Annotated in this window: 25 protein-coding genes and 1 pseudogene; 18 read left to right on the top strand and 8 right to left on the bottom strand. The window is 62.3% G+C overall.

Going from position 1 to position 26,216, the window contains the following annotated elements; genetic code table 11:
- Position 1: 1 nt before the first annotated feature.
- The gene (locus tag PG900_RS21610) at positions 2-250 is read left to right on the top strand and encodes a YfhL family 4Fe-4S dicluster ferredoxin (protein ID WP_005334896.1); all 249 of its coding nucleotides are present in this window, start codon (positions 2-4) and stop codon (positions 248-250) included.
- A gap of 24 nt (positions 251-274) precedes the next feature.
- Positions 275-358: pseudogene (locus PG900_RS21605) on the top strand (YfhL family 4Fe-4S dicluster ferredoxin); the annotation flags it as partial.
- A gap of 83 nt (positions 359-441) precedes the next feature.
- On the opposite strand, the gene alr reads toward PG900_RS21605, so the two are convergent.
- Both alr and dnaB read right to left on the bottom strand, forming a co-directional pair.
- Entirely contained in the window at positions 442-1,515 is a 1,074-nt protein-coding gene (gene alr / locus PG900_RS21600; protein WP_270832251.1) for an alanine racemase, read from the bottom strand.
- A 177-nt stretch (positions 1,516-1,692) separates the two neighbouring features.
- Positions 1,693-3,087, bottom strand: a complete 1,395-nt coding sequence (gene dnaB / locus PG900_RS21595; protein WP_011704946.1) for a replicative DNA helicase — start codon at positions 3,085-3,087, stop codon at positions 1,693-1,695.
- A gap of 433 nt (positions 3,088-3,520) precedes the next feature.
- On the opposite strand from dnaB, the gene PG900_RS21590 reads away from it, so the two are divergent.
- The 6 genes from PG900_RS21590 (at position 3,521) to PG900_RS21565 (ending at position 10,039) form a co-directional block, all read left to right on the top strand.
- Positions 3,521-4,375, top strand: coding sequence for a Tim44 domain-containing protein (locus PG900_RS21590; RefSeq protein ID WP_011704944.1), 855 nt, complete (start codon positions 3,521-3,523; stop codon positions 4,373-4,375).
- A 178-nt stretch (positions 4,376-4,553) separates the two neighbouring features.
- Complete coding sequence (locus PG900_RS21585; RefSeq protein ID WP_270800675.1) at positions 4,554-6,095, top strand: cyclic diguanylate phosphodiesterase; 1,542 nt, start codon at positions 4,554-4,556, stop codon at positions 6,093-6,095.
- Between the two features lie 232 nt (positions 6,096-6,327).
- Positions 6,328-8,166, top strand: a complete 1,839-nt coding sequence (locus PG900_RS21580) for a bifunctional metallophosphatase/5'-nucleotidase (RefSeq protein WP_042065251.1) — start codon at positions 6,328-6,330, stop codon at positions 8,164-8,166.
- Between the two features lie 86 nt (positions 8,167-8,252).
- Positions 8,253-8,594, top strand: coding sequence for a DUF2956 domain-containing protein (locus tag PG900_RS21575; RefSeq protein ID WP_270832250.1), 342 nt, complete (start codon positions 8,253-8,255; stop codon positions 8,592-8,594).
- A gap of 126 nt (positions 8,595-8,720) precedes the next feature.
- Entirely contained in the window at positions 8,721-9,056 is a 336-nt protein-coding gene (locus PG900_RS21570) for a hypothetical protein (protein WP_005303968.1), read from the top strand.
- A 113-nt stretch (positions 9,057-9,169) separates the two neighbouring features.
- On the top strand, positions 9,170-10,039 hold the full coding sequence (locus PG900_RS21565; RefSeq protein WP_270832248.1) for a tetratricopeptide repeat protein: 870 nt from the start codon (positions 9,170-9,172) through the stop codon (positions 10,037-10,039).
- Positions 10,040-10,129: 90 nt separating this feature from the next.
- On the opposite strand, the gene PG900_RS21560 is transcribed toward PG900_RS21565, so the two are convergent.
- Complete coding sequence (locus PG900_RS21560) at positions 10,130-11,536, bottom strand: sigma-54-dependent transcriptional regulator (protein ID WP_043159586.1); 1,407 nt, start codon at positions 11,534-11,536, stop codon at positions 10,130-10,132.
- A 151-nt stretch (positions 11,537-11,687) separates the two neighbouring features.
- Positions 11,688-12,494 carry an FKBP-type peptidyl-prolyl cis-trans isomerase gene (gene fkpA, locus PG900_RS21555; protein ID WP_011704938.1) on the bottom strand — a complete coding sequence of 269 codons (807 nt, stop codon included), beginning with the start codon at positions 12,492-12,494 and terminating at the stop codon, positions 11,688-11,690.
- Between the two features lie 119 nt (positions 12,495-12,613).
- On the opposite strand from fkpA, the gene PG900_RS21550 reads away from it, so the two are divergent.
- Together PG900_RS21550 and PG900_RS21545 are read left to right on the top strand one after the other, a co-directional pair.
- Positions 12,614-13,582, top strand: a complete 969-nt coding sequence (locus PG900_RS21550; RefSeq protein ID WP_077095340.1) for a WD40 repeat domain-containing protein — start codon at positions 12,614-12,616, stop codon at positions 13,580-13,582.
- Between the two features lie 14 nt (positions 13,583-13,596).
- Complete coding sequence (locus PG900_RS21545; protein ID WP_011704936.1) at positions 13,597-13,812, top strand: SlyX family protein; 216 nt, start codon at positions 13,597-13,599, stop codon at positions 13,810-13,812.
- Between the two features lie 63 nt (positions 13,813-13,875).
- On the opposite strand, the gene PG900_RS21540 is transcribed toward PG900_RS21545, so the two are convergent.
- Entirely contained in the window at positions 13,876-14,514 is a 639-nt protein-coding gene (locus PG900_RS21540; RefSeq protein WP_011704935.1) for an FKBP-type peptidyl-prolyl cis-trans isomerase, read from the bottom strand.
- 145 nt (positions 14,515-14,659) lie between these two features.
- A complete protein-coding gene (locus PG900_RS21535) occupies positions 14,660-14,866 on the bottom strand; it encodes a YheV family putative zinc ribbon protein (protein ID WP_011704934.1) in 207 nt (68 codons plus the stop codon).
- A gap of 39 nt (positions 14,867-14,905) precedes the next feature.
- Between PG900_RS21535 and PG900_RS21530 the strand changes: the two genes are divergently transcribed.
- From PG900_RS21530 to PG900_RS21520, 3 genes are all read left to right on the top strand, one after another.
- The gene (locus PG900_RS21530) at positions 14,906-15,592 is read left to right on the top strand and encodes a hypothetical protein (RefSeq protein WP_270832247.1); all 687 of its coding nucleotides are present in this window, start codon (positions 14,906-14,908) and stop codon (positions 15,590-15,592) included.
- A 181-nt stretch (positions 15,593-15,773) separates the two neighbouring features.
- Positions 15,774-16,673, top strand: a complete 900-nt coding sequence (locus tag PG900_RS21525; RefSeq protein ID WP_011704932.1) for a chemotaxis protein — start codon at positions 15,774-15,776, stop codon at positions 16,671-16,673.
- Between the two features lie 66 nt (positions 16,674-16,739).
- Complete coding sequence (locus PG900_RS21520; protein ID WP_270832245.1) at positions 16,740-17,723, top strand: hydrolase; 984 nt, start codon at positions 16,740-16,742, stop codon at positions 17,721-17,723.
- On the opposite strand, the gene PG900_RS21515 is transcribed toward PG900_RS21520, so the two are convergent.
- Positions 17,705-18,865 carry a sensor domain-containing diguanylate cyclase gene (locus PG900_RS21515; RefSeq protein WP_270832243.1) on the bottom strand — a complete coding sequence of 387 codons (1,161 nt, stop codon included), beginning with the start codon at positions 18,863-18,865 and terminating at the stop codon, positions 17,705-17,707. The genes PG900_RS21520 and PG900_RS21515 overlap by 19 nt on opposite strands.
- Before the next feature lie 83 nt (positions 18,866-18,948).
- Between PG900_RS21515 and PG900_RS21510 the strand changes: the two genes are divergently transcribed.
- A complete protein-coding gene (locus PG900_RS21510; RefSeq protein WP_011704929.1) occupies positions 18,949-19,191 on the top strand; it encodes a YheU family protein in 243 nt (80 codons plus the stop codon).
- 428 nt (positions 19,192-19,619) lie between these two features.
- Here PG900_RS21510 and PG900_RS21505 read toward each other — a convergent pair whose 3' ends face one another.
- Complete coding sequence (locus PG900_RS21505) at positions 19,620-20,966, bottom strand: UDP-glucose dehydrogenase family protein (protein ID WP_270832242.1); 1,347 nt, start codon at positions 20,964-20,966, stop codon at positions 19,620-19,622.
- A 220-nt stretch (positions 20,967-21,186) separates the two neighbouring features.
- Between PG900_RS21505 and arnB the strand changes: the two genes are divergently transcribed.
- The 4 genes from arnB to arnD are packed head-to-tail and all read left to right on the top strand — an operon-like array spanning position 21,187 to position 26,190.
- Complete coding sequence (arnB, locus tag PG900_RS21500) at positions 21,187-22,323, top strand: UDP-4-amino-4-deoxy-L-arabinose aminotransferase (protein ID WP_270800658.1); 1,137 nt, start codon at positions 21,187-21,189, stop codon at positions 22,321-22,323.
- A gap of 6 nt (positions 22,324-22,329) precedes the next feature.
- Positions 22,330-23,310 (top strand): undecaprenyl-phosphate 4-deoxy-4-formamido-L-arabinose transferase, encoded by a 981-nt coding sequence (gene arnC / locus PG900_RS21495; RefSeq protein WP_024944375.1) that lies wholly within the window; start codon positions 22,330-22,332, stop codon positions 23,308-23,310.
- Positions 23,307-25,298: a bifunctional UDP-4-amino-4-deoxy-L-arabinose formyltransferase/UDP-glucuronic acid oxidase ArnA gene (gene arnA, locus PG900_RS21490; RefSeq protein ID WP_270832241.1), complete on the top strand. Its 1,992-nt coding sequence runs from the start codon at positions 23,307-23,309 to the stop codon at positions 25,296-25,298. Before arnC ends, arnA begins: the two co-directional genes overlap by 4 nt.
- Positions 25,291-26,190, top strand: coding sequence for a 4-deoxy-4-formamido-L-arabinose-phosphoundecaprenol deformylase (gene arnD / locus PG900_RS21485; protein ID WP_270832240.1), 900 nt, complete (start codon positions 25,291-25,293; stop codon positions 26,188-26,190). The genes arnA and arnD overlap by 8 nt, the downstream gene beginning before the upstream one ends.
- Positions 26,191-26,216: the final 26 nt, after the last annotated feature.

Raw genomic sequence — 26,216 nt, 5'->3', positions numbered from 1 at the left:
GATGGCACTGCTCATCACCGACAAGTGCATCAACTGTGACATGTGCGATCCCGAGTGTCCGAACCAGGCCATTAGCCTCGGTGAGGAGATCTACGAGATCGACCCCAGTCGTTGCACCGAGTGCGTCGGTCACTACGAGAAGCCGACCTGCATCAGTGTCTGCCCCATCGACTGCATCATCTGGGATCCCGCTCACGTGGAGACCGAAGATCAGCTGATGGAAAAGTTCGTGCGAATGCACCGGCAGTAACATCGGCATCAGCGTCTGCTCTACATGGACTGCATCATCTGGGATCCCGCTCATGTGGAGACCGAAGATCAGCTGATGGAAAAGTTCGTACGGATGCACAGGCAGTAAAATATCGGTAATCCGTAGGTCGCTGACGACACATAAAAAAAGCCCCGCATGCGGGGCTTTTTGACGTTTGGCGCTCACGGCATCTAGACGTATTCCATAAAGACCCGGGAGGTGAGCTTGGTGATGAGCTCGTAGGGGATGGTGCCGATCTGGTCGGCCACCTGCTCTACCGGCAGCCCTTCACCCCACAGCACCGCCTCGTCACCGGCCTTGTCGGTGGCGCCTGGGCCAAGATCCACCGTAGTCATGTCCATGGAGACCCGCCCTACCAGCGGTACGATGCGGCCGTTGACCAGCACCGGCGTGCCGTTGGGGGCCATGCGTGGATAGCCGTCGCCATAGCCGATGGCAATCACCCCGAGCCGGGTATCGCGATCAGACACCCAGTTGGCGCCATAGCCCACCGGCTCGCCCGCCTTGTGATCCCGCACCGCGATCAGCTGTGTCTTGAGGGTCATCACCGGCTGCAGGTCATAATCGGCCGCCACCGTATTGGGGAAGGGGGAGACGCCGTAGAGGATGACGCCGGGGCGGATCCAGTCGCAGTGGGAATCCGGCCAGGCCAGGATGCCCGCCGAGTTGGCCATGGCCCGCTCGCCCAAAAGCGGCGCAGTCAGCTTGCTGAACAAGTCGATCTGCTCGCGAGTCGTGGGCTGCTCCAGCTCATCGGAGCGGCTGAAGTGGGTCATGATGTTGAACGGTTGAACCACGTTCTTGCACCTGGCAAGGCGCTCGATAAAGGCGGGCATCTCGTCGGCCCGCACGCCGAGGCGGTGCATGCCAGTGTCGAGCTTGAGCCAGGCCACCACGGGGGCAGGCAGATCCGCCTGCTCCAGCGCTTCGAGCTGCTCCCAGGTGTGCACCGCAGTCTGCAGGTTGTTGGCCGCCAGCACCGGCAGGTCGGCCGCGCTGAAGAAACCCTCCAGCAGCACGATGGGCTTGACCACGGCGCAGGAGCGCAGCATCAGCGCCTCTTCGATGCGGGCCACCGCATAGGCATCCGCATCCACCAGGGTGCGGGCGACCGGCAGCAGCCCATGGCCATAGGCGTTGGCCTTGACCACGGCAATGATCTTGCATTGGGGGGCGTGGCGTTTCACCACGGCGAGGTTGTGGCGCAGGGCCGCGGTATTGATTTGGGCGATAGCCGCTTTCATCTGTTTTCCCTTACGAGGGCATGATAACGCGCGAACGCGCCAGGCACCGGGGGGTGTCAGCCCTTAATTGTCATCGTCTAAGGCCGGACCGGCAGAATTGTCGAACCGGGAAAACTGTTTCTGGAACTCTCTTTGCCATCATCAGGGTGCCGCACGCAAAGCGTGCACACCCGATGATCAGTAGTCATCATCAAACGCCGGACCCGCGTAGTTGTCAAAGCGCGAGAACTGCCCCTGGAAGGTGAGGCGCACTCTTCCTATAGGGCCGTTACGCTGCTTGCCGATGATGATCTCGGCGATCCCCTTGTCGGGACTGTCGTCGTGATAGACCTCGTCGCGGTAGATAAACATGATCAAGTCCGCATCCTGCTCGATGGAGCCGGATTCACGAAGGTCGGAGTTGACCGGCCGCTTGTCGGCCCGCTGCTCCAGGCTTCGGTTCAGCTGGGAGAGTGCCACCACCGGGCACTGCAACTCTTTCGCCAAGGCCTTGAGGGAGCGGGATATCTCGCCGATCTCCAGGGTCCGGTTGTCAGACAGCGCCGGCACCCGCATCAGTTGCAGGTAGTCGATCATGATCATCGAGAGACCGCCGTGCTCACGGGCGATACGACGGGCACGAGAACGCACGTCGGTCGGGGTGAGGCCGGAGGCGTCATCGATGTACATCTTGCCCTTCTCGAGCAGCAATCCCATGGTGGAGGAGAGCCGCGCCCAATCCTCGTCGTCGAGCTGACCGGTCCGCACCTTGGTCTGGTCGATGCGCCCCACCGAGGCGAGCATACGCATGATGATCTGCTCGGAGGGCATCTCGAGGGAGAAGATCAGTACCGGCTTGTCGGCGGTGAGCGCCGCATGCTCACACAGGTTCATGGCAAACGTCGTCTTGCCCATGGAGGGACGGGCCGCGACGATCACCAGATCCGAGCGCTGCAGGCCGGCGGTCATCTTGTCGAGATCACCGTAACCGCTCGATACCCCGGTCACGCCGTTGTGGGGCGTCTTGAACAGCTCTTCAATCTTGTCGACGGTCTGCTCGAGAATAAGCTTGAGCGGCTGGGGCCCCTCGTTGGCGCTGCTGCGCTGCTCGGCAATCTTGAATACCTTGCTCTCGGCCAGGTCCAGCAGATCGCCGGAGGTGCGCCCCTGCGGCTCATAGCCTGCTTCGACTATCTCGTTGGCGACCGAGATCATCTCCCGCACGACCGCCCGCTCACGCACGATCTCGGCGTAGGCACTGATGTTGGCGGCACTCGGGGTGTTCTTGGCGATCTCCACCAGATAGGCGAAGCCACCGGCCTCTTCCAGCTGTTCGGAGCGCTCCAGCTCCTCCTGCAAGGTGATGAGATCGATGGGGTTGCCCGCGTTGGAGAGGCGGGTCATGGCCTGGAAGATCAGGCGGTGCGGGCGGCTGTAGAAGTCCTTGTCGATCACCCGTTCGGCAACCCGATCCCAGGCCTCGTTGTCCAGCATAAGGCCGCCCAGTACGGACTGTTCGGCCTCAAAAGAGTGGGGAGGTACTTTCAGCTGTTGTGTCTTGGCGTCTTTTTTCGCCGTCACTTGCTCTGCCATACACATAAAAACCGCAGCGGGAAGGGGACGGGAATTTTACAAAAGAAACCCCGTCATCGCGAGTGCAAATGCACGCTATTCACTTCTGTCAGCCACAACCGCCCTCCTGATGGTTGCTGGCGCCGCCTGTCGATGAAATCCGTCTCGCATTCATACCATCATGAAGGGCCAGACCAGGGTCTGATCCTGCGGTTTGGCTCTCGCCTTGTTGCGCAGTTTGCGCTCCTTGCGGCTCGGTCGTCGACTTTTCATGGCCTGTCTCCTCGCAACGCCCCCGATCGGGGGCAATCTGTTCATGAATAATTCATGCCAATCATGTTAATCATAGTCGCAAGCTGCAATACAACGAGGGACAGGCAGCCTGCCATGCGCCTCGCTGAGCTTGCCAAAGCAGAGCATGCCCCACCCACTGATGAGAGTGAAAAGAGTCAAAATGAAAAAGATGCTGACCCTGTTTGCCGTGATCCTGGCCATTGGCCTGGGGGCACCCATTGCCGAGGCCAAGAAATTTGGCGGCGGCAAATCCTTTGGCAAGAGCTATAAAACGGCTCCGGCCCAACCGGCCGCCAAACCCGTCGACACCAAGAACCCCACCGTGGGCGCCCAGGCACCCAAGAAGGGCGGCATGATGGGCGGCCTGCTCGGCGGCCTGCTGGCCGGTGGTCTGTTCGCCTACCTGCTGGGCAGCGGCGCCTTCGAAGGTCTGCAAGGGATGGACTTCCTGCTGATCGCCCTGCTGGCACTTGGGGCCGTGTTCCTGATCCGCACCCTGCGCAAGGGCAAGATGGCGGCGCCACAGCAGCAGACGGCCTATGCCGGCTATCAACCGCCCCAGAGCGCGGCGCCCCAGCAGTTCGAGCAGAACCACAGCGCCCCGCAGGCCACCGGTTTTGCCGACAGCGACGTGCCGTTCCGCCTGCCGCCAGGTTTTGACATGAACGGTTTCCTGGCCGGGGCTCGCGATCACTACCGCACCCTGCAGGAAGCCTGGAACAAAAACGATCTGGAAAAGGTACGCGAGTACGTGAGTCCTGAGCTGTTCGAACAGCTCAAGGCCGAGCGGGCCGAGCTCACCGGTGAGCAGCATACCGAAGTGATGTATGTGGACACCCAGCTGGTGCGCGCCGACTACGGCAGCGACTGGGCCCAGGTCAGCGTGCGCTTCAGCGGCCGCTACATGGATCGCCAGGAGCAGGTCGAGGAGGACATCAAGGAGGTGTGGCACCTCGAGCGCAACCTCGCCAAGGACAATGCTCCCTGGCATATCGTCGGCATCGAGCAGCTGTAAACGCGCTTTCTCTGCGATGATAATCAAAGGCGGCCTGCGGGCCGTCTTTGCTTTTTGGCATTTCCAGCCCCCTCCACCCGCCCATGCTGCCCCTTGTACCGGCTATGAGATTGAGGTGTGATTGTGTAGTATGACCGACCTTTTTTTGTTCAATTGACTCTTCATCGAGGCGTGGCCCATGGCTCTTCCCTTTCTGCGTCGCAGCAACATGCCTCGTCTCCTGGCCAGCCTGCTGTGCTGCGCCACCCTGATCCTCATCTCCCTCGTCACCCTCTACTGGCAGACCTGGTCGATGACGCGCCAGCAGGCCCAGACCGCCGCCGAACGCGCCATGACCCAGATCGACAGCGCGCTGCACCACTCGACCCTGGCGGCCAAGGCGGCGCTGCCACTGGCCAGCCGTCCCTGCCGCGAGGTAGCCCGCGAGCTGCGGGTGCTGGTCGCCACCTCCCCCTATGTGCGCTCGGTCAACCTCTCCCGCAACGGTCGCCTCTACTGCTCCTCCATCTTCGACGAGATCGATCTCAAAGACCGGCTGCAGAACAGCCAGCACGAGCTGCTCAGGCTGGAGGCGGTCACCCAGCTCGGACGTAAACCGTCGCTGCTGTTCTACCACCTGAGCGAAGGGGATCATGCGGTGGTGGTCGCCATCAACCCCTATCATCTGAGCAAGCCGTTGCAGTGGCACCTCGCCGGCCCCCACAGCTGGGTGCAAATCGGTGAGCAGTGGCTCGACCTGCAGGGCAAGGTCCACGATGGCCAGCCGCCCAGGCTGCAGGGCTTCAACTACCGGCTCGACTCGACCACGTTCGGCTACAGCCTCAACCAGGGGTTCCCGCTGAGTGCCGTGCTGGCCATGACCCTGCAAAAGCAGGGCAGCATGGTGCTGCTGATCCTGGCCCTCGGGGGGCTGGCCGGCCTCGCCACCTACCGCTGGTGGAGCCATATCTCGACCCCGACCCAGGAGCTCAGGCGCGCCATCATCAAGCAGGAGTTCGTGCCCTATCTGCAACCCATCGTCGTCAGCCAGAGTGGCCAGTTGCACGGCTGCGAGGTGTTGATGCGCTGGCAGCACCACCGCCAGGGGCTGATCCGGCCGGATCTCTTCATTCCGCTGGCGGAGGAGAGCGGCCTCATCATCCTGATGACCCAGACCCTGATGCAGCAGGTGCGGCTGCAGTTTGCCCCCTATGCGGCGGCGCTGCCGCCCCGCTTCCACTTCAGCTTCAACATCTGTGCCCGCCACTGCCAGCAGCTGAGTCTGCTGGATGACTGCCGCAGCTTTATCGCCGCCTTCACCGCCAACCCGATCACCCTGGTGCTGGAGCTGACCGAGCGCGAGCTCATCACCCCCAACCACCTCACCGAGCGGCTGTTTGAGGAGTTGCGGCAGATGGGGGTCAGGATCGGGCTGGACGACTTTGGTACCGGCCACTCCAGCCTCACCTATCTGCAACAGTTTCACGTGGACTATCTGAAGATCGATCAGAGCTTCGTCGCCATGATCGGCACCAACGCCCTCTCCCGTCATATTCTTGACAGCACCATCAGCCTGGCAACCCGGCTGGGGCTGCAAACCATCGCCGAAGGGGTCGAGACCCAGGAGCAGGCCGATTTTCTGGTCGAGCGGCAGGTCGATTACCTGCAGGGCTACCTGTATGGCCGCCCGCTCACCCCACAGCAATTTCTGCAGCAACTGAGCCCCACGCCTGCGCCTTGAAGCGCCTCTGACGCCAATGGAGTTGCATTGACACCCATGCTGGCGGAAAATCCCCGCCGCACCTTCCTCTGCTCTGCCAAATAGAGCAAACGTTTATTTGCTTTATTAATGTGCAGTAGCTCAAAGGAATCAGCTCTGTTTATTTCCAATTATTACTTTTTGCCTAGAATCGCCACACTCCTGTCATGCAGGAACGATATACAGGACTATAACAACAAGAGGAATATTACCGATGAAGAAGACGCTACTGGCCGTCACCGTCTCTATTACCCTGTTCGGGCTGACCGCCTGCAATTCAGAAAACAGCAGCAAGGAACATATTCCGCTGGATCTGACCATTGCCCACATCAATGATACCCACGCCCACCTCGACCCGACCGAAAATGCGCTGGCGATCCAGCCCACCGGCCAGGAGCTGTTCAAGTTCAACGCCAAGCTGGGCGGCTATCCGCGCCTGAAGTTCAAGCTGGACGAGCTGCGCAGCCAGGCCGCCAACGAGGGCCGCAACTTCATGGTGCTCAACGGTGGCGACGCCTTCCAGGGCACCCTCTATTTCACCCAGTTCAAGGGTGAAGAGGAGTCCCGTCTGCTCTCCGACATGGGTATCGATGCCATGGTGCTCGGCAACCACGAATTCGATCTGGGCAACCAGGCTATTAAAGACTTTGTCTCACGGGTGAATTTCCCGGTATTGGCTTCCAATATGGTGAAATCCAGTAGCGCCACCCTGAAGGACAGTGAAAATATTCACGAATATGTCATTAAGGAAGTCAATGGCGAGAGCGTAGGTATTTTCGGGCTGGTGCTGGAAAATATGCATGACATCTCCTCGCCGGATACTGACACCAAATTCCTGCCGATGATTGAGACCGCCCAGAAAATGGTTGATACCCTCAAATCCAAGGGTGCCAACAAGATCATCATGGTCACCCATATCGGCCTGCAAAATGACCAGGCGGTCGCCAAGGCCGTCAACGGCATCGACCTGATCGTCGGCGGTCACTCCCAGACCTTCCTCGGCGACATCACCGAGCTCAACAGCATCGGCTACACCGCCCACAACCAGAACCCGGCCGACGACAACACCTATGCCCAGATCGTCAGCAACCCGGACGGTGGCAAGACCTGTATCGTGCAGGCTGGCGAATGGGCCAAGGGCTACGGCCTGGTCAACGTCTCCCTCAGCAAGGAAGGCCAGCTCACCAAGTGTGAGGGCCGCAACACCCTGATGACCGGCGACGACTTCACCAAGGAAGTGGCCAAGAAGAAAGTGCCGCTCAGCGGCACCGAGCAGACCAACGTGGTCGACTTCATCAACAAGTCCCCGGTCATCGAGATCGTGCCGGAAGACACCGCCATGCGCGATGTGATCGACACCGAGTACAAGCCGGCCGTGGCCGAGCTCGAAGCCAAGATCATCGCCGACGTGCCGACCAAGCTGACCCACGTGCGCGTGCCGACCACCCCGGACGGCGCCGGCCTCATCGATCCCCTGGTGGCCGAGTCGCTCTACTGGAAGCTCAACAAGCTCAACACCAAGGTCGACTTCACCATCCAGAACGCCGGTGGCGTGCGTGCCGACGTGAACGCGGGCCCGCTCTCGGTCGGTTACGTGATGGGTACCCTGCTGCCGTTTGGCAACAAGATCGCTGCCTTCAACCTCAAGGGCAAGGACGTTCGGGCCACCCTGGAGTACGCCGTTGACTACTCCATTGGTCTGGAGACCGGGATCGCCGCTTCCAGCGGTGCCTTCCCCTACGTCGGCCACCTGAGCTACACCTACGACGGCAAGCTGGCCAAGGGCTCCCGCATCACCAAGCTGGAACTGCTGGACGCCAACGGTCAGTGGCAGCCGCTGGATGACGAGAAGGTGTACCGGGTCGGTGCCAACACCTACATCGCTTCCGGCAAGGATGGCTACAACGGCCTGCTCAAGCGTGAAGAGCTGCCCAACAAGGGTGACTATGTCGACTCCGGCGTCGGTGAGAACGAGATGTTCATGGAGTACGCCGAGTCCCAGGGCACCCTCAACCCGCTGCCCTACGCGACCGTGACCTACTACAAGCCCTGATCCGGCTCACAAGCTGTTGCAACGGCGCCTGAGGGCGCCGTTTTTATGGCATACTCCCCGCCAATCGATGCCGAGGAGACCCTTTGATGGCGAAGTACGACAAGATTTCCCCCGAGACCCAGCAGGAGGCGATGAAAATTGCCCGTGCCAACCAGAAGCCGGGGCAGACCAAGGAGCAGACCCAGCTGATCGCGCAGGGGATCCAGAAAGGCATAGACGAATACAAGAAACAGATGAAGGTGCGGGCCCGCGAGGCCAGCCGTCAGAAAAAACTGCAGGCCAAGGCCAAACAGTCCCACGCAGCGCCGCAGGATGAGGAACCGGACGATGTCGTCGAGCTGGTCGAGGTTTCCCGCCAGCATCCGCTGCCCTGGCTGCTGCTGGTCATCAGCTGGCTGGGCTTTGCCGCCTGGTTCTGGCTGCGCTGAAGCCCAGGCCGACAAACCTTTGCCCGGGATCTGCTTCACAGCCCAGGCCCTTGTGGCTGGTCATCCCCGCCCCGGGCTGATTAAATCCCGCCACTGCTGCTCACGCCTTTTTTCAGGATACCCGTTATGAACCCGGCTCCACTCTACCTGCTGGCACCCCTGGTGCTCTTCATCGTGACCCTGCTGCTCTATCGCATCTCGCCGCTTCGCGCCGTTGCGGCTGGCAGCGCCCGCTGGTTTATTCTGCCGGCCTTCACCCTCTTCATCCTGCTCATCATCATCAATGGTGCGGCAGACCCGAGCCTGCGCAACCCGGCCTTTCACTGGCTGATGCCGGGGCTCGGCTTCGCCCTCAGCCTGTTCCCGGCCCTGCCCAAGGCGCTGGTGCCGCGCCTGGCGATCAAGGAGGGAGCCTTCGCCGCCCTCGGCCTGATGTTGATGAGCCTGGCCATGGTCTACTGACCGGCTCGCCACGGATATGAACATGACTCAAGGGGCACTCTGTGACGGGGGCCCCTTGTACAAACAATGTCCTACAGGCATCTTGGGGGGAGGATAGCCAGCAAGGAGGCCAAATGGACAATCCGCCCGATTTTATGGCGCAGTGGGATTATCGGGATCCCGCCGCCAGTGCCCTGCGTTTTCATGCCCTGTTGCCCGAGGCGCGCGCCGCCGCCGATCTGCAGTACGAGCTGGAACTGCTCACCCAGATAGCCCGCACCCATTCACTGCAACGCCAGTTTGCACAGGCGCACCAGCTGCTCGACGAGATCGAACCACGCCTCACCGACGCCACCCCGCGAGCCCGCCTGCGCGCCCTGCTGGAGCGCGGCCGCACCTTCAACTCCGCCGGCGACAAGGCCAGCGCCAAGACGCTGTTTGAGCAGGCCTGGCAGCAGGGGCTCAAGCACAAGGAGCTCTATCTCGCCATCGACGCCGCCCACATGATCGCCATCGCCGCGCCGCTGGAAGAGCAGAGCCGCTGGCATCAGCTGGCGATGGAGCTGGCCGAGCGCAGTACCGATCAAAAGGTGCGCGGCTGGCTCGCCACCCTCTACAACAACCAGGGCTGGACCCTGTTCGAGCTGGGTCGTTTCGATGAGGCCAGAGGCTTCCAGCAAAAATGTCTGGCCTGGCACGAGCAGCACAACAACCAGGCCAAGGCCTTTATCGCCCGCTGGAGTCTGGCCCGCCTGCTGCGGGCCCAGGGTCAGCACGAACAGGCGCTGGCCGACCTGATGCAGCTAAAGGCCGATATGGCGGCCGCCGGGGTGGCGGAGGATGGCTATCTGTTCGAGGAGCTGGGGGAGAACGCGCTGGTACTGGATGATCCGGCGGCGGCCGAATACTTCTCCCGCGCCTGGTTCCTGCTCTCGCAGGATCGCTGGCTCAAGGCCAACGAGGCAGAGCGGCTGGTCCGCCTCAAGCTTCTCGCCAAGCTTTAGCAAGCGACCGCCACAAACGCAGCGGGGCGGCCAATCGGCCGCCCCGCACATTTATCCCCCGGGAGGGTGAACCTCTCCCCGACACCGGCCTCACGCCAGACTCGCCTCTTCCCAGCCCTGTTTCTTGCGATAGATGGTGGAAGGACTGATCTCCAGCAGCGCCGCCGCCTTGGGGATGTTGCCATCGCAGCTGGCGATGGCCTGCTCTATGGTCTCTTTTTCCACCAGCCAGAGCGGGCGGATCGGGGCATTGGCCACCACCACGGCACCGCTGCCAGTCGCGGCCGCAGCGGGGATCGCCGCCAGCAGGCTGGCACGGCTGCCGTTGAGCGGAGGCGGCAAGATGTCGGGGCTCACCAGCTCGCGATCGTTGAGCACCACTATGTTGCGCACCACGTTCTGCAGCTCGCGCACGTTGCCGGGCCAGGGGTAATCGAGCAGCACCCGCGCCGCCTCGGCATCGAAATCCTTGAAGCGCTTGTTCTCTTCCTTGGCATAGCTCTGCAGCAGGGTTCGCGCCAGCAGCAGTATATCCTCGCCCCGCTCGCGCAGCGGCGGCAGGCTGAGGGGGATGACGTGCAACCGGTAGTAGAGATCCTCGCGAAAACGCCCCGCCTTCACCTCCAGCAGGGGATCGCGGTTGGTGGCGCAGACGAAGCGCACATCTACCGTCTCCAGCTTGCCGCTGCCGACCCGCTGCAGGGTGCCAGTCTGGATGAAACGCAGCAGCTTGCTCTGCAGGTCGAGATCCATCTCGCAGATCTCGTCCAGAAACAGGGTGCCGCCATCCGCCAGACTGGCAGCCCCCTTGCGATCTCCCTGCGCGCCGGTGAACGACCCCTTCACGTGGCCGAAGATCTCGCTCTCCATCAGGTCGTGGGGAATGGCGGCGCAGTTGAGGGCGATGAAGGGCTGCTCGCGACGGGGGCTGCACTGGTGGATGGCCTCGGCGCACACCTCCTTGCCGGTGCCGCTCTCGCCGGTGATGAACACGGTCGCCTTGCTCGGCGCCGCGCTCTCAATGATGCGATAGACCGCCTGCATCGGCATGGAGGCACCGATGAAGCCGGCAAACGAGCTGCGCTCGAAGTTCTCCCGGTACTGGGCCACCAGCGAGCTGAGCTGCTGGTGCTTGAGGGCATTGCGCGCGGTGGCGCACAGCCGCTTGCCGTCGAACGGTTTGGTCAGAAAGTCGAAGGCGCCGAGCCGCATCGCCTCCACCGCCACGTCCACCGAGCCGTGGGCGGTGATCACCACCACCGAGCAGGGCAGCTGCTGTTCGGTGATCTGCTGCAGGATGTCCATGCCGGACATGTCGGGCAGCTCGAGATCCAGCAGCACCACCGGCGGCGGGCTGCTCAGCAGCTGCGCCAATGCCTGCTGGCCGCAATCGGCCCGCAGCACCTCGTAGCCATCCTGGGCCAGATACTGTTCATAGACCACCGCCAGACTGCGGGTATCTTCCACCAACAGGACTCGAGGTTTGCTTTCCGCCACGGGAGCCATCCTTGCAATTGATTTTGTTGTCTATTTCGGGTGTCGTTCGCCATGTTAGCACAGTTGGCGATACTCTCTTTTATCCCGCCATTCGGGCGGAGTTACAAGTAAAAACGGCTCCCTAAGGAGCCGTTTTTTCAACGTTTTCCGCTTACTTCTTGGCGTTGTCGCCATCGGCAGCCGGCTTCTCGATAGCCAGCAGCTCAACGTCGAATACCAGCACGGCATTGGCCGGGATGGAACCCGCACCGTGTTCGCCATAGGCCAGCTTGGACGGCAGGAAGAACTTGAACTTGGAACCGACCGGCATCAGCTGCACGCCTTCGGTCCAGCCCGGGATCACCTGGTTGAGCGGGAAGGTGGCCGGCTCGCCGCGATCGACGGAGCTGTCGAACTTGGTACCGTCAGTCAGGGTACCGGTGTAGTGGACCTTGACGATGTCGGTGGCCTTCGGCTTGGCGCCGGTACCCATCTTCTCGACCTGGTATTGCAGGCCGGATTCGGTGCTCTTCACGCCCTCTTTCTTGGCGTTGGCAGCCAGGTACTCTTCACCCTTCTTCTGGTTTTCCACGGCATCCTTGTCAGCCTTGGCCTTGGTCAACTCGTTGATCTTGGCGTCGTACTGCTGCAGAACCTTCTGGATCTCCTCGTCGGTCATCTTGGCTTCTTTGCCCAGACCGTCGGTCACACCCTTGAGGATGACGCTGTTGTCCAGCTTGATGCCGAGTTCCTGCTGACGTTCCAGGGTATTGGCGATATAACGACCCATGGAGAGGCCAATTGCATAGCCGGATTGCTCTTCAAAGCTCTTGGCTTCAGCCTTGGGGGCCTCTGCCGGCTTGCTGGCTTCTGCCTTGACCTCTGCGGTATTCGCAGCAGTCTTCTCGTCTTTTTGGCAAGCAGTCAGACTCACGGCAACTGCCGCGGCCAACAGGGACACCTTCAGAAAATTGTTCATCAGTTTCTCCAAAACTCTAAATACCGCTCTCGGTTCCTTCGTGAAATGAGAGGTTTATCGTGATAAGCGCCTTATACTAACGCCGTGATCGCAGGTAACGAAAGCATGAGACAGGAAAAATGATAAAAAGTGCCATTTATCTCGTCGCGATTTGCCTGATGCTGACAGGCTGCGAACAGAGCTCATCGCCGGACCGACAACTGACCCTCGCCAACCAGGGGCTGCTGAGCGCCGATCTGGCCAGCGACGGCAAGCAGGCCATCGTCTCCAGCCTGAGCCAGGGCACTGTGGTGTGGGACCTGGAACAGGGCAAGGAGCGCTGGCGCTGGCGCCAGTCCGACAATCCGGACAACTTCATCATCATCACCCGTTTCTCGGCGGACGACAGCCACGCCGTGACGGCCACCCCCGACAGTTTCGGGATCTGGCGCCTGCAGGATGGCCAGTCGCAAGGCTACTATTCGCTTCCTGAATCCAGGCTGAGGGACATCGCCCTGTCGGCCGACGGTCGCCAGGTGCTGATCGGCCGAGAAGACGGCAAGGCGGAAGTGGTGGATACCCGCACCGGCCGCCGGCTGCAGTTTCTCGGCCACACCGAGCAGGTCAACACGGTGGATCTCTCCCCCAACGGCCGCTACGCCCTCACCGGCGGCAACGACTACAGTGCCTACCTGTGGGACACCCGCTCAGGCCAGGTGGTGTGGCGCTTCAACCATGCCGGCCGGGTGGTGCTGGCCCGGCTCGACCCGAGCGGACGGCTCGCCTTCACCGCCGACAGCCGCCAGGCCAGCATCTGGGATCTGACAACCGGCAAGGAGCTGAGCCGGCTGCAGTTCGATCACCGCTTCGAGGTCTACACCGCGGCGCGTTTTGCCAACGACGGCAAGTGGCTCATCACCGGCGCCCCCTCCCGCCAGCTCTCCCTGTGGCAGGTGAGCGACGGCAGCCTGCTGCAGAGCTGGCGCGTCTCGCCCCATCCCAGGGTGAAACCGCCGAGCGCAGTGGTCTACGGCGTGGCTTTGCGCGACAATAGCCACCTTGTCAGCGCCAGCTCCAGCGGCCTGGCCGAAATCTGGACTATCAAGTAAGGACCAAAAGGCCCATGAGTCAGCAATTAAACGATCGCCTCGAAACCCTGGAAAGCCGCCTCGCCTTCGCCGAATACACGGTGGAGCAGCTCAACGACGAGGTCACCACCCAGGGCCGCGAGCTGGATCGACTCAAGCATCAGATCCAGCTGCTGGTGGACAAGCTGCAGAGCGTGCAGCCAAGCCAGATCGCCAGCATGGCCGAAGAGACCCCGCCACCGCACTACTGATGAGTGCCAGCCATAAAAAAACCCGCGTAAGCGCGGGTTTTTTTATCATCGGCAATGCCGTGATCAGTGCTGATGGCCCTTGCCACCGCAACCGCCGCCACCGCAGCAGCCGCCGTGACCGTGGTCGTCGCCGTGGTCATGACCGTGATCGTGGCCGTGATGGCCACCACCGCAGCAACCGCCGTGCTCGTGACCGTGGTCGTGATCATGGTCGTGGCCATGATCGTGACCGCAACCACCGGCACCGTGAACGTGGCCGTGGGCCAGCTCTTCGGCAGTGGCGGCACGCACGTCCTTGATCTCGACCTTGAAGCCCAGGGTCACGCCAGCCAGCGGATGGTTGCCATCCACCTTGACGAACTCTTCGGACACTTCGATCACGGTCACCGGGCGGTGGCCGTCGTCGGTCTCGGCCACAAAAGTATCCCCTTCAGACACTTCCATGCCGTCGAACAGCTCGCCGGGCACTTCCTGCACCAGGTTCTCGTCGTACTGGCCATAGGCCTGCTCCGGCGTCAGGGTGACGTCGAACGCCTCGCCCACGCTGCGACCTTCCAGCTCGGCTTCGAGGCCGGAGACCAGATAACGGGTACCGTGCAGATACACCAGAGGCTCTTTACCGACAGTGGTGTCGATGACTTCACCGTGTTCGTCGGTGACCGTGTATTCCAGCGTAACCACGCTCAGGGGAGCTACTTTCATGTCAGGGATCCTGCGGATAGAAAAAAACGGGCCCAGAATACCTCAAAAAGGCAGACAAGCATATGGTCGGTCCGGCTTCAGCATGATGAAAAAGCAATCAACAGCCACCAGCCCGACCGGCGCGCCATCACCTTGAGGCCGGCACTCACTCAGGACGAAACACACCGATTACCTGTTCCGTCTCCCGGGTCACCTTGTCCACCTCGGCCTGGGTCTGTACCTGGGTATCCCCGCACTCGACACAGGTCACCTTCTCGACTCCATGCTCCATATACAGCATCATGGTGTCCATTTTGCCGCACGCCGGGCAGACCGCACCGGCAATGAAGCGTTTTTTACGTCTGGTTTCCATTTTTGTTACCTCCAGGCAGCATCATATCAGGGTTTTTACATGCATCACGCCATCGAATATCAGCATTTTTCCACTTCGCATCTGCAAGTCGGTGCCCGCAAGCGCGCGCCGGTGGGCCAGCTGCTGCGGATCACCCGGGGCGCGGCGCTGCTGCGCCTCGGCGCCCATGAGTGGCTGATGCCGACGGGAAGCCACTTCTGGCTCTGTGCCGATGCCCTGGCCGCCTTCACCCCGCTGGCGGGCTGCCAGCATGATTTGCTGACCTGCTCGGTACGCGTGGAGCAGCCAGAGCGGGCGGGCTGGCTACAGCCCACCCCGCTGCTGGCGGCGCTGCTCGACGGCCTGGCCCAGTGGCAGCGCCCCCGCGACTGGCAAGGTGCCTATGGCCACCGCTTGCAGGTGATCCTCGACGAGCTGCCGGCCTGTCCCATTGCCCCCCAGCCAGACAATGCCCTGCAGGCCGCCTGGCAGGCGCTGGCAAACGATCAGGAGGGCAGCGATGCGGCATGGCAGCAATGTCTGGTGCAGCATGGCCTCAGCGACCCGGCGCTGGCGGGCGATGCGCTGAGCGCCCAGTGGCAGCTGCTGCAGGCGGTGCGTCTGCTCAAGAGCGGCAGCCAACGCGCTCAGGTGGTGAGCAAGCTGGGTTATGGGGATGAAGCCGCGCTCGCCCACGCCTGCCAGCAGTGGCTCGGCACCCCGCTGGAGGCGTTGCAGGCGCGCTGAACGCCCCGCCCATGAGGGCCCCAGGCAGTGCGCACAGGTGCGGATTGCGGCAATAAATGGATGAAATGAGTCCAGTTTTGCGGCCAATGGTCGTTAATAACCACAAGGCCATTTCTTCTATAATCCTTTATGCTAGGGGCCTGAATTGACTGATACCGTTTTGACTCACAGGACATCTGCCATGAAAAGCAAGGCCAACCAATCCCAGGGCATGTTGCTGTTTCATCTCTCGGCCAAGCAATCCTTCGCCATCGGCACCCTCAAGGTGAAAGAGATAGTGCCCTACACCCAGCTGACGGCCATGCCGCACTCGCACCCGACCGTGCTCGGCGCCGCCAGCATGCGCGGCACCACCATCCCGGTGATCGACATGGCCATGGCGGTGGGTTATCGCCCGATCAGCAAGGAAGAGATGCCGCACTGCTTCATCATCATCACCGACTGCCGCCGCACCCTGGTGGGCTTTCTGGTGCGCGGCATCGACAAGATCACCGAGTGCAACTGGCGCGACATCGAGCCGCCGCCCGCCACCCTCGGCCACAACGTGTTCGTCACCGGCGTGACCCGGGTCAATGACCAGCTGATCCAGCTGCTGGATGTGGAGCTGATCCTCTCCCGGGTCTATCCGGACGATCCCAGCCACCTCTACCCGGTACTGACCGACGTGCAGCGGGAGCGGATCAAGCCGATGCGGATCCTGCTGGTGGATGACTCCTCGGTCGCCCGTCGCCAGCTGATGGCGGCGCTGGACTACATCAACATCCCCTACGAGGTGTGCACCAACGGCAAGGATGCGCTGACCCTGATGCAGACCCGCGCCAGCCAGAAGACCCCCATCGACATCCTGGTGAGCGACATCGAGATGCCGGGGCTCGACGGCTATGAGCTGGCCTTCGAGGTGCAGAGCGACGCCAAACTGGCGGGCGCCTACATCATCCTGCACACCTCGCTCTCCAGCGAGATCAGCGTAGAGCGGGCCCATCAAGTGGGTGCTCACGAGGCGCTGACCAAGTTTGAAGCCAACGAACTGATCCAGGCCATGCTGCGCGGTGCCGAGCACCACGACAGCCTGCCGGCCTGATCCCGACGGCGAGAAGCCCGGCTTCTCGCCGTTGCCTTTTCTGTCCCTGTCACCCGCGGACCCAGCATGCTGATCGAAAGCCACTTCCACGCCCCCTGGTGGGCGCGCAATCCCCATCTGCAAACCATTTTGCCCAAGTGGCTGCGCCGGCAACCGGCCCGCTTCGTGGCGGAGCGCTTCGAGCTGGCGGATGGCGATTTTGTCGATCTCGCCTGGAGCGGCGAGATCAGCCGGGATGAGCGGCCGCTCATCGTGCTGTTTCACGGGCTGGAGGGGAGCATTCACTCCCACTATGCCAAGGGACTGTTCGCCCACCTGCAACGTCAGGGCAGCGAGGCGGTGCTGATGCACTTTCGCGGCTGCAGCGGCGAGCCGAACCGGCTGCTGCAGGCCTATCACTCCGGCGCCATCGAGGATGCCCAGGCGTTGATCGCCGAGCTGGGCCGCCGCTTTCCCGGCAAACCGCTCATCGCCATCGGCTATTCGCTGGGGGGCAACATGCTGGTCAATCTGCTGGCGCGCGCCTGCCCGAGCGAGCTTAAGGCCGCGGTGGTGATCTCGGCGCCGCTGCGGCTGGACAGCTGCGCCGATCGGGTCAATCAGGGCTTCTCGCGGATCTATCAGAGCTATCTGCTGCGCACCATGCGCCACAACCTGCAGCAGAAGATCCAGCTGCAGGCGGCGGCCGGCGCCCGCTGGCAGCCGCAGCAGGTGCGCGCCATCGCCACCCTGCGCGACTTCGATGAGCAGGTCACGGCGCCACTGCACGGGTTTGACAGTGCCGATCACTACTATCAGCGCTGCTCGGGCCTGGGGATGCTGGCACGGATCCCCATCCCCACTCTGGTGATTCACGCCGCCGACGATCCCTTCATGACCGAGGCGGTGATCCCGCAGGCGGAGCAGCTCTCACCCATGGTGCGCTACGAGCTGAGCCGCCAGGGCGGCCACGTGGGCTTTCTGCACGGTACCCCCTGGCGACCGCGGTTCTGGCTGGAAGAGCGGATCAGCCAGTGGCTGCGGGAGCAGACTCAGGTAGCGAGCCGGTAGCCGTTGCGGCCAGCCTCCTTGACCTGATAGAGCGCTTCGTCGGCGCGCACCAGCATGTCGGCGATGCCATCCTGCCCCCCGTGCCACAGGGCGATGCCCTGGCTCACGGTGACCCGATCCGACACCTCCGACTGCGCATGAAGGATGCCTCGCCCTGCCAGCGCGGCGGCAATGCGTTTGGCGATGGCGCTGGCGGCCAGCGCATCGGCACCGGGCAGCAACAGCACGAACTCCTCCCCGCCATAGCGGGCCACCACGTCGGCCGGCTGGCGAATGGCCTCGCGCAGGCAGTCGGCCACCGCGATCAGGCAGTTGTCCCCCTGCAGATGGCCGTAGTGATCGTTGAAGCGCTTGAAGAAGTCCACGTCCAGCAGCAGGATGGCAAACTCGCCGTGCTGCTCTCTCGCCTCCTGCAGGATCTGCTCACCGACGTTGTCGAAATGGCGCCGGTTGGCCAGCCCGGTCAGCGGGTCCCGCTTGGCCATGGCATCGAGCTGGCGGGCCAGGGTCAGATTCTCGTGCTCACGGGACACCGCCAGCTCGAACCAGCCGTTGAGCATCCGCCTGCCCGTCTCCAGCATGATGATGAGACAGCCCACCGCCATCCAGTGCACCGCCGGAAACGGCACCTTGACCAGCAGCGCCTCCAGCAGCAGAAACAGCAGCGGCGGGGTGCTGAAGCAATAGAACAGCCGCACCTCGCAATAGAGCGCCACCAGCGCCGTCATCAGCAGCATGCCGATGAGATCGAACGCCAGGCTGAAACCACCTCTCAGCTCCACCAGGGCGATGGCGTAGCCGAGCAGCGCCCAGCCAGTCCCCCACAGCAGGGCGCCGGCACGCAGGCAGGGTCGCCAGATGGCGGGGGGCTGGCGGGAGAGCCAGTGCCAGAACAGCGGAAACGACAGGCAGGCCAGCGTCATCAGCACCAGCTGCACCTCGTAGCTCCAGGGCAGTACCCGGGCCACCACCAGATGGGCGTCCTGATAGACATAGAAGCGCGCCAGCAGGAACAGGATCGCCAGCTGGTTGACGGCCCAGAACCAGCGCAACCCCTTGCTCAGGGCGTGGCGGCGAGACTCATACAGATGTTGATCGAGGTGGCTGGAGAGACGACGTTGTTCATCAGAGAGCATGTTCATACCTGCTTGCTGCCATATAAATCCCTTGCGCTTGCTGCCGACAGATAGACAATACCCGCTCTCTGGTAACGGAAGATGAAACCATGATTATCCCCTGGCAAGAGCTGGATGCAGACACCCTCAACAACCTGCTCGAACACTTCGTGCTGCAAGAGGGCACCGAGTACGGCGAACATGATGTCAGTCTGGCCGACAAGGTCGCCGATGTCAGGACACAGCTGCAGCAGGGGCTGGCCGTGATCGTTTACAGCGAGCTGCACGAAAGCGTGAACATAGTGCCCAAGGCGACCCTAGATCGGGCTCAGGTGGACGATATACCGGAATAGCCGGCCCATTGCCATCCCGATCTGGGTCTTGCCAGCCGGGCCGAGACGATGGCAGCACGAACCCGACAGTTCTCGCCGGGCTGGCGCGTCCCTTTCAGAAAATAAAAATGGCCCTCCGCACTGGCGGAGGGCCATTTTTATTGTGAGCAGAGTGAGCTCTGCCGGATGTCATGCATTGATTGGTGCCCGCGGCAATATGCTGCGGGGAAATAGGTCATATCAATACCGGTTTAATTAATAGTGGCGAGCCATGCAAAGAGCCTGGCCATAGCGGCAATATAAAATTAATAAAGTGAACCAGTTCACAATATTAATTAAATATGACAGCAACGCTCACCGACAATAGTGACGAAAATAGTCTTGTTCAGCGCGAAGAGATACCGCACTGCCATGGCACTGAAACATGGCGGCAGCGTGGCATGGTCTTTTTATTTCATTACCGATTCGCCCCGCCCAATGGCGTAGTAATGAAAACCATGATCTTTCATCCGGCCCGGATCAAACAGGTTGCGGCCATCGACGATCAGCGGATAACGCAACGCCTGCTTGATGGCGGCAAAATTGGGGGCCTTGAAATGGTTCCACTCGGTGCAGATCACCAGGGCATCCGCACCAAACAGCGCCGCCTCCTTGGTGCCCATCAGCCGCAGCTTGTCACAGTTGCCGTAGATCTGCTGGGCCTCCTGCATCGCCTCGGGATCGTAGGCCTGCACGGTCACCCCGGCCTGCCACAACGCCTCCATCAAGGCCCGGCTCGGCGCCTCGCGCATGTCGTCGGTGTTGGGCTTGAACGCCAGCCCCCACAGGGCGATGGTCTTGCCGGCCAGGCTCTCCCCTTCGGCGCAAAAGAACGCTGATAGCAGCTGAAACAGCCGCGATTTTTGCATTTCGTTGACTCGCTCCACCGCCCGGATCAACGGCGTGTCGTACTCCAGCTCCTGGGCCGTGGCCAGCAAGGCTTTGACATCCTTGGGAAAACAGGAGCCGCCATAGCCGCACCCCGGGTAGATGAACTGATAGCCGATGCGCTGATCCGAGCCTATCCCCTGGCGTACCATCTCGATGTCGGCGCCGACCCGCTCGGCCAGTCCGGCCATCTCGTTGATGAAGCTTATCTTGGTGGCCAGCATGCAGTTGGCGGCGTACTTGGTCAGCTCGGCGCTGCGCACATCCATGAACAGGATGCGGTCGTGGTTGCGGTTGAACGGCTCGTAGAGCTCGCGCATCAGCTGGCGGGAGGCCTCGTTGGCGGTACCCACCACGATGCGATCCGGCCGCAGGCAATCCTGGATGGCGGAGCCCTCTTTCAGAAATTCGGGGTTGGAGACCACGTCGAAGGAAAACGACTGATCCCGCTGCTGCAGGATGGCGTTGACCCTGGCGGTCACCTTGTCGGCAGTGCCCACCGGCACGGTCGACTTGTTGACGATGATGACGGGCCGATCGCGATACTGGGCGATGGTCTCGGCCACCGTCAGCACGTGGCTCAGATCAGCGGAACCATCTTCCCCCGGTGGCGTGCCTACCGCTAGAAACTGCACATCGCCGTGTTTGACGGCCAGCACGGCGTCCGTGGTGAACACCAGGGAGCCGCTCTTGATGTTGCGCTGCAGCAGGGATTCGAGACCGGGTTCATAGATGGGCACCTGGCCATCCATCAGGGCTGCCACCTTCTGTTCATCGACATCGACACAGATCACCTGATGACCGACGTCGGCCAGTACGGTGGCCTGAACCAGGCCCACGTAGCCACTTCCAAATACAGTAATGTTCATATTGATACAACCAAAATGTCAGAGAAAATGTAATTTGGAAAAACAAGAGTTGGGGGGGTTATAAATATTTATCACATTACCTAAGATGACCGCACCAGTTAATTGTTACCAGCTGTTTCTGGACCATTGCAGGCCCGCTTTTATATACGTTATGTTGAGTGCAATTTTTGGGGCTGCCCGCTTTTACGGGCACTGATTAATATTCTTCGTTGGATCTCTTATGCAAGATTTTCTGCCATTTTCGAGGCCCGCCATCGGTGATGCCGAGATAAGTGCTGTCTGTGACGTATTGAAATCGGGCTGGATCACCACGGGCCCGAAGAATCATGAACTGGAACAGCAATTCTGCGACACATTCGGCTGTCAGCACGCGGTCGCGCTCTGCTCCGCCACCGCCGGCATGCACGTCACCCTGCTGGCGCTGGGCATAGGCCCGGGAGATGAGGTGATCACCCCCTCCCAGACCTGGGTCTCCACCATCAACATCATCACCCTGCTGGGGGCCGAACCGGTCTTCGTCGACGTGGACCCGGATACCCTGATGACCAGCGCCGATCTGATCGCGCCGCTCATCACCGCCAACACCAAAGCCATCATCCCGGTCCACTACGCCGGCGCCCCGGTCGATCTGGATCCGATCCTGGCGCTGGCCGGCCAGCACGGCATAACGGTCATCGAGGATGCCGCCCACGCGGTCGGCACCCGCTATCGGGAACGCTGGATCGGCGCCAGCGGCACCGCCATCTTCTCCTTCCACGCCATCAAGAACCTGACCTGCGCCGAAGGGGGCATGCTGGTAACCGACGACAAGGCACTGGCGGACAAGGTACGGATGCTCAAATTCCACGGCCTGGGGGTGGATGCCTTTGATCGCATGAGCCTGGGCCGCAAGCCGCAGGCGGAGGTGATCACCCCGGGCTTCAAATACAACCTGGCCGACATCAACGCCGCCATCGCCCTGGTGCAGCTGGCGCGCCTGCCCGAGCTCAACGCCAAGCGGGCCGAACTGGTGGCCCGCTACCAGGAGCGGCTGGCCGGTCTGCCGCTGGCGCCGCTCGCCGTGCCGGGCTACCCCCACCTGCACGCCTGGCACCTGTTCATGGTGCGGGTCGACCCGGATCGCTGCGGGCTCGACCGGGATCAGCTGATGCAGGCACTGCAGGAGCGCGGCATCGGTACCGGTCTGCACTTTCGGGCAGCCCACACCCAGAAATACTACCGCGAACGCTACCCGACCCTCAGCCTGCCTCATACCGAGTGGAACTCGTCACGCCTGTGCACCTTGCCACTCTTCCCGGACATGACGCTGGCCGACGTCGATCGCGTGGTCGCGGCCCTTATCGACATATTGGAGTAACGCAACGTGAACAACACTGACATCAAGCTGGTTTCGGTGGTCATCCCCGTCTACAACGAGGAGGCCAGCCTGCCCGCGCTGCTGAGCCGGGTCACCGCCGCCTGCGATCAGCTGTCACAGGATTACGAGGTGATCCTGATCGATGACGGCAGCCACGACGGCTCCACCGAGCTCATCCGAGACGCCGCCGCCGTTGAGGGCAGCAAGCTGGTCGGGGTGCTGCTCAACCGCAACTACGGTCAGCACGCCGCCATCATGGCCGGCTTCGAGACCGCCAAGGGGGATCTGGTGATCACCCTGGATGCGGATCTGCAGAACCCGCCGGAGGAGATCCCTCGCCTGGTGGAAGCCGCCATGCAGGGCTACGACGTGGTGGGCACCATGCGCCGCAACCGCCAGGACTCCTGGTTTCGCAAAACCGCCTCCAAACTCATCAACAAGTCGGTGCAAAAGGCCACCGGTGTGCACATGAGCGACTATGGCTGCATGCTGCGCGCCTACCGCCGTCACATCATCGACGCCATGCTCTGCTGCCAGGAGCGCAGCACCTTCATCCCCATCCTGGCCAACAGCTTCGCCCGCCGCACCATCGAGCTGGAAGTGGGCCACGCCGAGCGGGCCCACGGCGAGTCCAAATACGGGCTGATGCACCTCATCAACCTGATGTATGACCTGGTCACCTGCATGACCACCACCCCGCTGCGGCTGCTCAGCATCGTCGGCAGCGTGGTGGCGGGCATCGGCTTTACCTTCTCCATCCTGCTGATCCTGATGCGCCTCATTCTGGGCGCCGACTGGGCCGCCGATGGCGTCTTCACCCTCTTTGCCATTCTCTTCACCTTTGTCGGCGTGCAGCTGCTGGGCATGGGGCTGCTGGGAGAATACATAGGCCGCATGTACACCGACGTGCGCGCCCGTCCCCGCTACTTCATCCACCAGATCGTGCGCAGCGCCACCACCCCTTCGCAACAGGAAGCTGAACAATGAAAGTCGTCGTCTTTGCTTATCACGATATCGGTTGCACCGGTATCGAGGCCCTGCTCGAGGCAGGCTACGAGATCCAGGCCGTCTTCACCCACGCCGATGATCCGAGCGAGAACCGCTTCTTCGGCTCGGTCGCCCAGCTCTGCGCCGAGCACAACCTGCCGGTCTACTCCCCCGAGGACGTGAACCACCCGCTCTGGATTGAGCGCATTCGCGAGCTGGCGCCCCAGGCCCTCTTCTCCTTCTACTACCGCAACATGCTCAAGCAGGCGCTCCTCGACATCCCGACCGTCGGCGCCTTCAACCTGCACGGCTCCCTGCTGCCCGCCTACCGCGGCCGCGCGCCCATCAACTGGTGCCTGGTCAACGGTGAGACCGAGACCGGCATCACCCTGCACCAGATGACGGCCAAGCCCGATGCCGGCGCCATCGTCGCCCAGCAGGCGGTGACCATTGCCGACGACGATACCGCGCTGACCCTGCACGGCAAGGTGCGCCTCGCCGCCCGGGCACTGCTGGAGCAGGAGCTGCCCAAGCTGCGTGCCGGCGACATCCGCCTCACCCCGCAGGATGAGAGCAAGGCCAGCTACTATGGCCGCCGCACCCCGGCCGATGGCGAACTGCACTGGCACCGCCCGGCCCGCGAACTGCACAACCTGGTGCGCGCCGTCACCCAGCCCTACCCGGGCGCCTTCAGCTTCGCCGGCGATCGCAAGCTGACGGTGTGGAAGAGCCACTGGCTGGCCCAGCAAAGCGACAAGCAGCCGGGCACCATCCTGAGCCAGGAGCCGCTGCGCATCGCCTGCGGTGAAGGGGTGCTGGAGATCGTGGCCGGTCAGGCCGAAGGCGGACTCTATGTGCGCGGCGCCCAGCTGGCCCGCGAACTGGGGCTGGTCGAAGGGATGAAGATCGGCGCCAAGGCGAGCAATGCCCTGCGCAAGGCGCGGCTGACCCGGGTGCTGATCCTCGGCGTCAACGGCTTCATCGGCAACCACCTGACCGAGCGCCTGCTCCAGGATGGCGGCTATGAGGTGTATGGCCTCGACATCGGCTCCAGCGCGGTGGACCGTTTCATCGGTCACCCCAACTTCCACTTCGTGGAAGGGGACATCAGCATCCACACCGAGTGGATCGAGTATCACATCAAGAAGTGCGACGTGATCCTGCCGCTGGTGGCCATCGCCACCCCCATCGAGTACACCCGCAACCCGCTGCGCGTGTTCGAGCTCGACTTCGAGGAGAACCTCAAGATCGTCCGCTATTGCGTGAAGTACCACAAGCGCATCATATTCCCCTCCACCTCCGAGGTGTACGGGATGTGCGACGATCACAGCTTCGATGAAGACAGCTCCCGCCTCATCGTCGGCCCCATCAACAAGCAGCGCTGGATCTACTCGGTTTCCAAGCAGCTGCTGGATCGGGTGATCTGGGCCTACGGCAAGAAAGAGGGGCTCAACTTCACACTGTTCCGTCCCTTCAACTGGATGGGGCCGCGCTTGGACAGCCTGGACTCCGCCCGCATCGGCAGCTCCCGCGCCATCACCCAGCTGATCCTCAACCTGGTGGACGGCACCCCGATCCAGCTGGTGGACGGCGGCGCCCAGAAACGCTGCTTCACCGACATCGAGGACGGCATCGAGGCCCTGTTCCGCATCATCGAGAACAAGGAGAACCGCTGCGACGGTCAGATCATCAACATCGGCAACCCGGACAACGAGGCCAGCATCCAGCAGATGGCCGAGATCCTGCTCGCCAAGTTCGAGGCTCACCCGCTGCGCGACCAGTTCCCGCCGTTTGCCGGCTTCAAGCTGGTGGAGAGCAAATCCTTCTACGGTGACGGCTATCAGGACGTCTCCCACCGCCGGCCGAGCATCGCCAATGCCCGCCGCCTACTGGACTGGGAACCGACCATCGAGATGGAAGAGACCATCGGCAACACCCTGGACTTCTTCCTGCAAGGGGCGGTCACGACGGGAGTCGAGCATGACTGAGGTAGGTCTGCGGATCGACGTCGATACCTTCAGGGGGACCCGTGACGGGGTGCCCCGCCTGCTGCAACTGCTCGACAAGCATCAGGTCAAGGGGAGCTTCTTCTTCTCGGTCGGACCGGACAACATGGGGCGCCACTTGTGGCGCCTGCTAAAACCCCGCTTTCTGCTCAAGATGCTGCGCTCCAACGCAGCATCCCTCTATGGGCTGGACATCCTGCTGGCCGGCACCGCCTGGCCCGGCAAGTCCATCGGCAAGCAGCTCGGCTCCCTGATGCGCGACACCGACAGCGCCCGTCACGAGGTGGGGCTGCACGCCTGGGATCACCACGGCTGGCAGGCCAACACCGGCCGCTGGGACGAAGCCGAGCTGGCTCGTCAGACCCGGCTCGGGGTGGATGCGCTCAACCAGATCCTGGGGCGCGAAGTGGATTGCTCCGCCGCCGCCGGCTGGCGAGCCGACCCGCTCACCACCCAGGCCAAGGAGCAGTTCGGCTTTCGCTACAACAGCGACTGTCGCGGCAGCGGCCTGTTTCGGCCCCTGCTGCAGGATGGCCGCCCCGGCACCCCGCAGATCCCGGTCAACCTGCCCACCTTCGACGAAGTGGTGGGCCATCAGGTGACGGTCGACGGTTTCAACCGTTTCCTGCTGGATCAGCTGGCGACCCCGCCGGCCCAGGGCCCCCACGTCTACACCATCCACGCCGAAGTGGAAGGGATCGTGATGGCGGATCAGTTCGATGCCCTGCTCGGCGAAGCCAGGGCGCGCGGCATCCGCTTCGTGCCGCTCGGGGATCTGTTACCATCCGACCCGATCACGCTGCCGACCGGCCGGCTGGTCCGCGGCACCCTGCCCGGACGGGAGGGCTGGCTCGGCTGCAAGGCCGAGGCCTGAGATGAATGACGCCACCTCGGGTGGCA

It is taken from the genome of Aeromonas sp. QDB03 (assembly GCF_027707985.1).
GTDB lineage: Bacteria > Pseudomonadota > Gammaproteobacteria > Enterobacterales > Aeromonadaceae > Aeromonas > Aeromonas hydrophila.
Note: the sequence above shows the minus strand (reverse complement) of the source record. Positions and strands in the feature narration are given on the sequence as shown.

Coding starts and splice junctions, on each gene's coding strand:
- PG900_RS21610 (WP_005334896.1), top strand. CDS start 2: ATGGCACTGCTCATCACCGACAAGTGCATCAACTGTGACATGTGCGAT.
- alr (WP_270832251.1), bottom strand. CDS start 1,515: ATGAAAGCGGCTATCGCCCAAATCAATACCGCGGCCCTGCGCCACAAC.
- dnaB (WP_011704946.1), bottom strand. CDS start 3,087: ATGGCAGAGCAAGTGACGGCGAAAAAAGACGCCAAGACACAACAGCTG.
- PG900_RS21590 (WP_011704944.1), top strand. CDS start 3,521: ATGAAAAAGATGCTGACCCTGTTTGCCGTGATCCTGGCCATTGGCCTG.
- PG900_RS21585 (WP_270800675.1), top strand. CDS start 4,554: ATGGCTCTTCCCTTTCTGCGTCGCAGCAACATGCCTCGTCTCCTGGCC.
- PG900_RS21580 (WP_042065251.1), top strand. CDS start 6,328: ATGAAGAAGACGCTACTGGCCGTCACCGTCTCTATTACCCTGTTCGGG.
- PG900_RS21575 (WP_270832250.1), top strand. CDS start 8,253: ATGGCGAAGTACGACAAGATTTCCCCCGAGACCCAGCAGGAGGCGATG.
- PG900_RS21570 (WP_005303968.1), top strand. CDS start 8,721: ATGAACCCGGCTCCACTCTACCTGCTGGCACCCCTGGTGCTCTTCATC.
- PG900_RS21565 (WP_270832248.1), top strand. CDS start 9,170: ATGGACAATCCGCCCGATTTTATGGCGCAGTGGGATTATCGGGATCCC.
- fkpA (WP_011704938.1), bottom strand. CDS start 12,494: ATGAACAATTTTCTGAAGGTGTCCCTGTTGGCCGCGGCAGTTGCCGTG.
- PG900_RS21550 (WP_077095340.1), top strand. CDS start 12,614: ATGATAAAAAGTGCCATTTATCTCGTCGCGATTTGCCTGATGCTGACA.
- PG900_RS21545 (WP_011704936.1), top strand. CDS start 13,597: ATGAGTCAGCAATTAAACGATCGCCTCGAAACCCTGGAAAGCCGCCTC.
- PG900_RS21540 (WP_011704935.1), bottom strand. CDS start 14,514: ATGAAAGTAGCTCCCCTGAGCGTGGTTACGCTGGAATACACGGTCACC.
- PG900_RS21535 (WP_011704934.1), bottom strand. CDS start 14,866: ATGGAAACCAGACGTAAAAAACGCTTCATTGCCGGTGCGGTCTGCCCG.
- PG900_RS21530 (WP_270832247.1), top strand. CDS start 14,906: ATGCATCACGCCATCGAATATCAGCATTTTTCCACTTCGCATCTGCAA.
- PG900_RS21525 (WP_011704932.1), top strand. CDS start 15,774: ATGAAAAGCAAGGCCAACCAATCCCAGGGCATGTTGCTGTTTCATCTC.
- PG900_RS21520 (WP_270832245.1), top strand. CDS start 16,740: ATGCTGATCGAAAGCCACTTCCACGCCCCCTGGTGGGCGCGCAATCCC.
- PG900_RS21515 (WP_270832243.1), bottom strand. CDS start 18,865: ATGAACATGCTCTCTGATGAACAACGTCGTCTCTCCAGCCACCTCGAT.
- PG900_RS21510 (WP_011704929.1), top strand. CDS start 18,949: ATGATTATCCCCTGGCAAGAGCTGGATGCAGACACCCTCAACAACCTG.
- PG900_RS21505 (WP_270832242.1), bottom strand. CDS start 20,966: ATGAACATTACTGTATTTGGAAGTGGCTACGTGGGCCTGGTTCAGGCC.
- arnB (WP_270800658.1), top strand. CDS start 21,187: ATGCAAGATTTTCTGCCATTTTCGAGGCCCGCCATCGGTGATGCCGAG.
- arnA (WP_270832241.1), top strand. CDS start 23,307: ATGAAAGTCGTCGTCTTTGCTTATCACGATATCGGTTGCACCGGTATC.
- arnD (WP_270832240.1), top strand. CDS start 25,291: ATGACTGAGGTAGGTCTGCGGATCGACGTCGATACCTTCAGGGGGACC.